Raw genomic sequence first — 8,398 nt, 5'->3', positions numbered from 1 at the left:
GGGCTGTCCAACTACTTCAAGCTCTTCTCCGACGACATCTTCATGAAGGCGGTGGGCAACAGCCTGCTCCTCGTGATCGTGCTGCCGATCATCACGGTGGTGCTGAGTCTCGTTCTCGCCTCGCTCGTGACCGTGGGCGGACCGAGCCACGGCCCGGTGCGGGGGCTGCGCAACTCGAGCATCTACCGCGTCGTGTCGTTCTTTCCGTACGTGATCCCGGCCATCGTGATCGGCATCATCTGGGGCAGGGTCTACGACCCCAGCGCCGGCCTGCTGAACGGGATCCTGACCGGCCTCGGATTCGAGCAGTTCCAGTCCTTCGCCTGGCTGGGCGAGCAGCGCACCGCCATGATCGCCACGATCTTCGTGATCGTCTGGGGCCTCGTCGGCTTCTACATGGTGCTCTTCGTCGCGGCCATCAAGGGGATCCCGGCCGAGATCTTCGAGGCGGCGCGCATCGACGGTGCCGGCCGATTCCGCACGGCGCTCACCATCACGATCCCGCTCATCCGCGACAACATCCAGACCGCCTACATCTACATGGGCATCCTCGCCCTCGACGCCTTCGTCTACATGTCGGCGCTCAATCCGGGGGGCGGACCAAACAACTCGACGCTCGTCATGGCGCAGCAGCTGTTCACGACGGCCTTCACCAAGGGCCAGTTCGGCCTGGCCTGTGCGATGGGCGTCGTCCTGGCGGTCATCACCCTGGTCTTCGCCGGCATCGTGTTCATCGTCAACCGGCTCACCGGTGGAACAAACGAGGTAGCCGAATGACCGCCATCAAGGCCGAGACCCCCTCGCGCTCCTTCACCCGCAAGTCCGCGTCGACCACGAGCGACCGGGTCGTCGGCGGCGTCTCGCACACCATCCTCACCATCTGGTCCATCATCGTGGTGCTCCCGCTGCTCTGGACGGTGATGTCGTCGTTCAAGACGAGCAAAGAGATCTTCGCCTCGCCGTTCTCGCTTCCGTCGAGCTGGAGCTTCGTCAACTACGTGGGCGCCTGGACGACGGCCGGCATCGGCAGCTTCCTGCTGAATACGGTGATCGTGGTGTTCGGGGCGCTGGCCGTGACGATGCTCTTCGGGGCGATGTGCGCCTATGTGCTCGCCCGCTTCCAGTTTCCGGGCAACCGGGCGATCTACTACCTGATGCTCGCCGGCCTCACCTTTCCGATCTTCCTCGCGATCGTTCCGCTGTTCTTCGTGTTGAAGAGCATCGGGCTGCTCAACACGCTGCCCGGGCTGATCCTCACCTACGCGGCCTTCGCGCTGCCGTTCACCGTGTTCTTCCTGTTCTCGTTCTTCAAGGCGCTGCCCAACTCGATCGCCGAGGCGGCGGCGCTGGATGGCGCGGGCGAGTGGCGCACGTTCTTCCAGGTGATGCTGCCGATGGCCCGCCCCGGCCTCGCCACGGTCGCCATCCTCAACTTCGTCGGGCTGTGGAACCAGTTCCTGCTGCCCGTGGCGTTGAACACCGATCCCAAGAACTACGTGCTCACCCAGGGCATGGCGTCGTTCGCCTCGCAGGCCGGCTACTCGGTGGACTTCGGCCAGCTGTTCGCGGGAGCGGTCATGACGATCGTTCCGGTGTTCATCGTCTACCTGATCTTCCAGCGCCAGCTGCAGGGCTCGGTCTCGCAGGGCACCAGCAAGTAGCACTCGCTACCCGCGCACGTCCCACAGGTGATGCTGGGGGTCGTGAGCGAGGTAGCGCGCGAGGGTCGCGACCGTGAAGTTCGCGCCGTCGCCCCGGCGCCCCGGCCTGCCCCAGGCGTCGCCCGGGATGCCGTGCAGGGTGGCAGCGAGCGTCGCGGCCGCGGCGGCGAGTTCCTCGCCCACCACCCGCGGATCCTGTTCGCCGTAGCGCTCGGCCACCGCGGTCTCGTCCTGGTCCCAGTTGGGGTAGACCGGGTCGTCCTGCTCGAGCATGAGGTGCAGTCGGCCGTCGAAGATGCGGAAGACGTCGCGCACGTGAGCCGCGTATTCGAGGGCCGACCAGGTGTGATCATCCGGGCGCACGCGCACGTCCTCCCTCTCGAGCACGGCGGGCCATCGTGCCGCGTTGGCCAGGATGAGGGCTGCCACATCGCGCTCCGAGAGAGTCGAGGCGTCGAATCCGCATTCATCGCACGGGCGCTCGAGCACCCAGGTCCAGTTCTTCGTGTCGGGAACTATCGGCATGCCTCCATCGTGCGGCACGGTGACGACCGGCTGCCGTAGATATCGCGCCAACCTTGCCGAATCCCCGCTCGGAGGCCGCCGGGTGTCTGCTGCGCGATTGCTGGGGACACGCGTGTCGAACGTGCACCAATCCGGTGCGGTCATGGGTCCGAATGGTTAACATGCGCGACAACCGTCGGGCTGTGTTTAGGAGGAATATCATGACCAAGTCCCCAAACCGTTTGCTGGCTACTGTTTTCGGCGCGGTTTATCTTCTCGTTGGCCTGCTGGGCTTCACAGCTACCGCCGGTGTCGGCTTCTTCGCCACCAAGGGCGGGTTTCTGCTCGGCCTGTTCGAGGTGAACATCTTCCACAACGTCGCCCATCTCCTGATCGGCGCCGCTCTCCTGATCGCCGGACTGTCCAACGTCCGCGCCGCCAAGACCGTCAACTCGGTCGTCGGTGCGGCGTACCTGCTTCTCGGTATCGTCGGGCTGTTCATCCTCAACTCGGCGGCGAACATCCTCGCTATCAACGGCGCGGACAACGTGCTGCACTTCGCGAGCGCGATCGTGCTGCTCGGCGTCGGCCTGGGCGCCGACAAGAACGTGCGCGCCACCGCCCACGCGTAGTTCGTACCCGCACCACCTCACCAACAACCGTTCGACAAGGGGAGAGCCGCCATGACCACGACCTTGATCACCCGCTCCTGGCTCGCCTTCGCGGCCGTCGGCGCCGGGATCATTCACCTGGCCCTGGTCATCGGCTCGCCCCTTGTCTTCGGTGCACTGCTCCTCGCCCTCGGCCTCGCCGAGATCGCCTGGGGGGTCGCCATCCTGGTCAAGGACCGGATGGTCGTCCCGCGCGTGGCCCAGGCCGGCGCCATCGCCCCGCTCATGCTCTGGGCTCTGCTCGTGGTCGCCGCCACCCTGCTCGGCACCCCGGCCGTCGCGGCTCCGCTCCGCTTCCTGCCGATGGCCATCGCGGCCGTCTTCGAAATCTTCATCGGCGCCGTGCTCAGCGTGAAGTTCCGCCGGCTCGCCCAGCCCGACCGTCAGGCATCGACGCGGGCCCCGGCCAGCGCCGTTCGCTACCTCTCGGCGGTTCTCGCCGCCGGCATCCTCGTCGGGGCTCTCACGACCCCCGCCCTCGCCGCCACCCAGGCCGGCACCGTCGCTCTCGAGCACGGCGGCACCATGGGCGGAATGATGGACATGCCCGGGATGGGCCACCACTAGATTTCCCACCTGTACCGGTCGCACTTACCCAGCTAGGTGCGGCCGGTGCTTCACTTTCGCCGCGGGGCTAGGCGTCGATGGCCGGGATCGTCGCCGCACGGCTCATGAACCGCTCCACGTCCGGGTCGACCCGGATGTCGCTCGGGCGCAGGGGTCGGCTCAGATACAGCCCCTCGAGCTCGGTGAGCCGGCTGAGCGCCACGTAGGTCTGGCCCGCGCTGAAGGTGCCCGATCCGAGGTCCACGATGGCGCGGTCGTAGGTCTTGCCCTGCGACTTGTGGATGGTGACCGCCCAGGCCAGCCGCAGCGGAAACTGCTGGAACTCGGCGACGATGTCCTTGCGCAGCTGCTTGGTGTTGGGCGAGTAGGTGTACTTGAACTTCTCCCAGATGGCCGGCTGCACCTCGTGCACCTCACCATCCACCTCGACGAAGACCGTCGAGGAGATGCGGGTGACCGTGCCGACCGTGCCGTTCACCCAGCGCTGGCCGCCGTCCGTGCTCGCGTCGTTGCGCAGGAACATCACCCGCGCCCCGACCTTGAGCTGCAGGGCCTCGTCGGCGGGGAAGGCCCGGCCGCCGAACTCCCCGGTGATCTCCGCCTTGGCGGTGAGCACCCGCCCCGGGAGACGGGCGAGCTCGGCCGCATTGATGCGGTTGACGGTGTCGTTGCGGGTCGCGAGGGTGATCGTGCCGTCGGTGGGGGCCGGGCGGGCACCCGTCTCGTTGAGCCTGCCCGCGATCTCGGCCGTCACCTGGCCGTGCCGTACCGCGTTGAGCATGTGTTTGAACTCGGCCTCGTGCTGCCGATGGATCGTGTTGAGCTCGAAGATGCGAAGGTCGGTCTGCTCCCACACCTTGGCGTCGAAGAACCACATCGACCGGTACTGGTCGGCGAAATACGCACGCTCGTCGGCATCGCCCGGCACCGGCGCGAGCTGGTACGGGTCGCCGAAGAGCACGACCTGCACGCCGCCGAAGGCGTCGAACGGCTTCTGCCTGGCCTGTCGCAGGCTGCGGTCGATGGCGTCCACGAGGTCCGCGTTGACCATCGATACCTCGTCGATCACGAGGGTGTCTATCGTGTTGAGAAGCTTGCGCAGGTCGGCGCTCTGGTCGATGTCGTGGTCGGCGATGACCCCGATCGGCAGTCGGAAGAGGGAGTGGATGGTCTGGCCGCCCACGTTGAGGGCCGCGACGCCGGTCGGGGCGCAGATCACCACCTGCTTGTCGGTGTTCCAGGCCAGATGGTTGAGCAGCGTCGACTTTCCCGTGCCCGCCCGGCCGGTGACGAAGATGCTGTCGCGCGTGCCCTCGATCGTCTCGAACACCGCCGCCTGCTCGGCGGAGAGGGCGAAGCCACTCATGCAGAACCCTCCGATTGTTCGCCGAACACCCCCACCAATCTACCCGCGTGCGGCACAGACTCGGCCGTGGCAGGCACCGTGTGCACGGAATCCCGCCGAACCCGCGAGCTTAGGATGTGGGGATGGACCGCAGAGTGCTCACGAGGTGGCTCGTGGTCTTCTCCCTCCTCGTCGCGGCGTTCGTCGGCACCGTCGTCACGCTCAACCTCACGGTCTACAGCGCGAGCGGATTCGTGAACTCCTACCTGCACTCCCTCGCCCGCAAGGACGCCGACGCCGCCCTCGCCACTCCCGGTGTCGCCCGGTCGACGGCGATCTCGACCGCCCTGCTCACCCCGGACGCGCTCGGCGACCTCGCGGACATCCGCCTGGTGAGCGACGCCGACGACGGGGACGGCCGGCACACCGTCGCGTACCGCTACAGCTTCGACGGCGGCTCCGCCAAGACGTCCTTCGTGGTGGAGCACGTCGGCGCGCGACTCGGGCTGTTCTCGGCCTGGCGGTTCGCCGAGAGCCCGCTCAGCGTGCTCGCGGTCACCCCGCTGCACGACGACTCGTTCTCAGCCAATGGCGTGAACCTGGTGGCGCCGGGCGGGGCGAACAAGCCGAGCGACTATCTCGTGCTGACCCCGGCCTCCATCGCCCTCGACCATCGATCGACCTTCCTGGCCGCCCCGACCACGCGAGTGCTCGTGAGCGCCCCGGCAAGCACCGTCGCGGCAACGGTGGACATCCAGGCGAACCGCGCCTTCGTGGCCCAGGTGCAGAAGGAGCTCGATGCGAGCCTCGCCTCCTGCGTCACCCAGCGGGTGTTGCTGCCCACCGGCTGCCCGATGGGAAAGCAGATCGACGACCGCATCCAGGATGCCCCGCGCTGGTCGATGGTGAAGAGTCCGCGGGTGACGATCGTGCCCGGCACGGCGCCAGACACCTGGCGCGTGCCCCCGACGACGGGCACCGCCCACCTCACGGTGGCGGTCAGGTCGATCTTCGACGGCCGCCTCTCCACCTTCGACGAGGACGTACAGTTCACCGTGGGCTACCTCGTGACCCTGCAGCCCGGCGGCGGCCTGCTCATCACGGCGGAGTATTGAGCCGGAGCTAGCTGTACTCCCTTTCCCTGGCGCGCGTTGTGCAGGACAGCGCCGCCGTCCACGGGTGCCCACACCACCGGTCCCCGTCCTGCAGAACACGGCCCGACCGACGCGGGCGGCACCGCCAGAGCGCCGAGAAGGTCCAGCCCCCGGCGACAGCTAGCCGCGCCGGGCCCTGGCCGCGAGCATCTCGTTGTATTCGGCGAGATCGGCATCGCCGTCGCGCTCGGCCTTGCGGTCGAGTCGCCGCGCGTCACGCTCGTCGCTGCGGCTCCACATCACCGCCACCGTGATGGCCAGGACGATCGTGGGGATCTCACCCACGCTCCAGGCGATGCCTCCGCCCGTCTGCTGGTCCATGATGGCGCTCTGCCCCCACGGTCTGCCCATCGCGCCGTACCAGTCCGCCAGCAGCAGGCCGGTGCCGGTCATCAGGGACAGGCCGAAGAAGGCATGGAAGGCCATCGTGGCGAGCAGGATGAGCAGGCGCAGCGGGTAGGAGGCGCGCCTCGGCACCGGGTCGACGCCGATCATCGACTGCACGAAGAGATAGCCGGTGACGAGGAAGTGCACGATCATCCAGGTGTGGCCGATGTGGTCGGTGGTGGCCCAGCTGAACAGGGGGGTGTAGTAGAACGCCCAGAGCGAGCCGGCGAAGAGCACGGCGGCCACGATCGGATTGGTCAGCACGACGCTCGCCCGCGAGTGCACGAAGAGCATGATCCACTCCCGGGCGCCTCGACTGCCGTCCGTGCGTTTCTCGATGGAGCGCAGCGCGAGCGTGATCGGGGCCGCCGGGGCGAGCAGCACCGGAATCATCATCGTGAGCACCATGTGCCCCAGCATGTGCGCGCTGAACAGGTACTTCTCGTAGGCGTTGACGCCGCCGTTTGTCACGTAGAAAAGCAGCCCGAGGCCGGCGAGCCAGAGCACCGTGCGATACCACGGCCAGCTGTCGCCGCGCTTGTGCAGCCGCCACACCCCGGCGAGGTAGAAGAACGCCAGGAAGGCCACCACGAGCATCCAGAGCAGATCGAAGCGCCAGACCGTGAAGTAGCGCGCGAAGGTGAGCTCCGGCGGCAGCGGCTCCCCGGTGAGGATGTAGGCCGGCGTCGTGGTGACCGCCGCCTGGGACACCGGCGTCCTGGTCTTCGCGAGCGCCGCCGCCACTCCGGTCGCGAGGCCCATGAAGCCGAGTTCGGCCGCGACGAGCCACCAGAAGAAGCTACTCCCGCCGTTCTCTGCCCGCTGCATCCTGGCTACCAGGAAGCGACGCTGTACGAGGCCGAAGAGGCCCAGCGTGCCGAGGGCGAACACCTTGACCAGCACGAGGATGCCGTACGGCGTGAGCAGGGCGGCGAGCGTTCCCACCCGCAGCGCCGCGTTCACGTAGCCGGACAGGGCCACCACGATGAAGCAGATCACGGCGAGGGTCGAGTACCGCGAGAGCACGGGGCCGATGCGTCCGCGCTCGAGGGTGGGGCGGATCAGCACGATGGTGAGCAGCCCGCCCAGCCATACCGCGGCGAAGGCGAGGTGCAGTCCGAGGGATGTCGTTGCCGCATCGTGGCCGGCCGCATCTGCCGAGTGGCCCTGCAGCGCCGTCGGCACCAGGCCGACGCCGGCGAAGAGGGTGACGAAGAGAATTGCCGTGTGGTTGCGAACCGCGAAGCAGAGCACGGTCACCGCGGCGGCGACCAGGGTCGTGGCCAACCAGGCCTGGCCGAGCTCGGTTCCGGTGAGGAACTGGCCGAGCTTGGCACCGTACTGCGAGTCGAGGGTGACCGGCTCGTAGTCGAAGCTCATGAAGGTGAGGAAGCCGGTCACCCCGGAGGTGACCGTCCAGAACCCTGCGGCGGCCGCGGCGATGTCGATGGTCCTGCCGAACTCCGGCTCGGTATCGCTCAGGGCGAAGCAGACCAGCACGAGGGCACCGATCGTGGCGGCCGCGCCCAGGTTGCCGAGCAGGGTCGCGATTGGCAGGCCGTAGCGCACGAACGCGCCGGGGTCGAAGACGGCCGGGGCATCCGCCGCTCCGCCGAACTGCAGGGCGGCCAGGAGGGACAGGAACGCGACGACCAGCAGCAGGGCTGGCCCGGCGATCTTCACGAGCCTCGGCACGGCATCCAGCCTAGGTCAGCAAACTGAGGCTCCGCCCCCGGCGCCGGGTTAACGACGAAGGGGATGTCGACCAGACGGTCGACATCCCCTTCGTGACGAAAAGCGAACTACTTCGCTGCCGCCTTGAGCTTGCTGCCGGCGCTGACCTTCACGCCGTAACCAGCCGCGATCTGGATCGCTTCACCCGTGGACGGGTTGCGACCGGCGCGAGCCTCACGGTGAGTGCGCTCGACCGCGAGCCAGCCCGGGATCGTGACCTTCGTGCCTTCGCCGACGGACGTGGCGAGAGTGGAGAACAGAGCGTCAAGGACGCCGTTCACTGCAGCCTGGCTCTGGCCAGACTCAGCGGCAACTGCCGCGACGAGCTCGGTACGGTTTAGTGACTTGTCAGCCATTGAAGTCCTCCTCGGACGT

9 protein-coding genes are annotated in these 8,398 nt (G+C 67.6%); 5 read left to right on the top strand and 4 right to left on the bottom strand.

The genetic code is table 11. The features are described 5' to 3' along the window. Both ACHZD8_RS04085 and ACHZD8_RS04080 read left to right on the top strand, forming a co-directional pair. Nucleotides 1–777 (top strand): carbohydrate ABC transporter permease (locus tag ACHZD8_RS04085; RefSeq protein ID WP_394768875.1); only part of this gene is annotated, 777 nt, incomplete at its 5' end. Then, nucleotides 774–1,661: a carbohydrate ABC transporter permease gene (locus ACHZD8_RS04080; protein WP_394768874.1), complete on the top strand. Its 888-nt coding sequence runs from the start codon at nt 774–776 to the stop codon at nt 1,659–1,661. The genes ACHZD8_RS04085 and ACHZD8_RS04080, both read left to right, overlap by 4 nt. Before the next feature lie 6 nt (nt 1,662–1,667). On the opposite strand, the gene ACHZD8_RS04075 is transcribed toward ACHZD8_RS04080, so the two are convergent. Then, nucleotides 1,668–2,186 carry a DinB family protein gene (locus tag ACHZD8_RS04075; protein WP_394768873.1) on the bottom strand — a complete coding sequence of 173 codons (519 nt, stop codon included), beginning with the start codon at nt 2,184–2,186 and terminating at the stop codon, nt 1,668–1,670. A gap of 200 nt (nt 2,187–2,386) precedes the next feature. On the opposite strand from ACHZD8_RS04075, the gene ACHZD8_RS04070 reads away from it, so the two are divergent. Next, nucleotides 2,387–2,797, top strand: coding sequence for a DUF4383 domain-containing protein (locus ACHZD8_RS04070; RefSeq protein WP_394768872.1), 411 nt, complete (start codon nt 2,387–2,389; stop codon nt 2,795–2,797). Between the two features lie 51 nt (nt 2,798–2,848). After that, on the top strand, nt 2,849–3,403 hold the full coding sequence (locus tag ACHZD8_RS04065) for a hypothetical protein (RefSeq protein WP_394768871.1): 555 nt from the start codon (nt 2,849–2,851) through the stop codon (nt 3,401–3,403). Between the two features lie 67 nt (nt 3,404–3,470). On the opposite strand, the gene ACHZD8_RS04060 is transcribed toward ACHZD8_RS04065, so the two are convergent. Then, the gene (locus ACHZD8_RS04060; RefSeq protein WP_394768870.1) at nt 3,471–4,769 is read right to left on the bottom strand and encodes an ATP-dependent RecD-like DNA helicase; all 1,299 of its coding nucleotides are present in this window, start codon (nt 4,767–4,769) and stop codon (nt 3,471–3,473) included. Between the two features lie 122 nt (nt 4,770–4,891). Between ACHZD8_RS04060 and ACHZD8_RS04055 the strand changes: the two genes are divergently transcribed. Then, a complete protein-coding gene (locus tag ACHZD8_RS04055) occupies nt 4,892–5,863 on the top strand; it encodes a hypothetical protein (RefSeq protein ID WP_394768869.1) in 972 nt (323 codons plus the stop codon). Between the two features lie 159 nt (nt 5,864–6,022). On the opposite strand, the gene ACHZD8_RS04050 is transcribed toward ACHZD8_RS04055, so the two are convergent. Together ACHZD8_RS04050 and ACHZD8_RS04045 are read right to left on the bottom strand one after the other, a co-directional pair. Further along, nucleotides 6,023–7,984, bottom strand: a complete 1,962-nt coding sequence (locus ACHZD8_RS04050) for a cytochrome c oxidase assembly protein (protein WP_394768868.1) — start codon at nt 7,982–7,984, stop codon at nt 6,023–6,025. 107 nt (nt 7,985–8,091) lie between these two features. Further along, nucleotides 8,092–8,379, bottom strand: a complete 288-nt coding sequence (locus tag ACHZD8_RS04045) for an HU family DNA-binding protein (protein ID WP_147784258.1) — start codon at nt 8,377–8,379, stop codon at nt 8,092–8,094. Nucleotides 8,380–8,398 lie beyond the last annotated feature (19 nt).

The sequence above is a fragment of the Lacisediminihabitans sp. genome, from assembly GCF_043726815.1.
Classification (GTDB): domain Bacteria; phylum Actinomycetota; class Actinomycetes; order Actinomycetales; family Microbacteriaceae; genus Lacisediminihabitans.
Note: the sequence above shows the minus strand (reverse complement) of the source record. Positions and strands in the feature narration are given on the sequence as shown.

Bases quoted from the DNA above. Each gene is read 5' to 3' on its own strand.
- ACHZD8_RS04060 (WP_394768870.1), bottom strand. From the start codon at position 4,769: ATGAGTGGCTTCGCCCTCTCCGCCGAGCAGGCGGCGGTGTTCGAGACG.
- ACHZD8_RS04070 (WP_394768872.1), top strand. From the start codon at position 2,387: ATGACCAAGTCCCCAAACCGTTTGCTGGCTACTGTTTTCGGCGCGGTT.
- ACHZD8_RS04065 (WP_394768871.1), top strand. From the start codon at position 2,849: ATGACCACGACCTTGATCACCCGCTCCTGGCTCGCCTTCGCGGCCGTC.
- ACHZD8_RS04045 (WP_147784258.1), bottom strand. From the start codon at position 8,379: ATGGCTGACAAGTCACTAAACCGTACCGAGCTCGTCGCGGCAGTTGCC.
- ACHZD8_RS04080 (WP_394768874.1), top strand. From the start codon at position 774: ATGACCGCCATCAAGGCCGAGACCCCCTCGCGCTCCTTCACCCGCAAG.
- ACHZD8_RS04075 (WP_394768873.1), bottom strand. From the start codon at position 2,186: ATGCCGATAGTTCCCGACACGAAGAACTGGACCTGGGTGCTCGAGCGC.
- ACHZD8_RS04055 (WP_394768869.1), top strand. From the start codon at position 4,892: ATGGACCGCAGAGTGCTCACGAGGTGGCTCGTGGTCTTCTCCCTCCTC.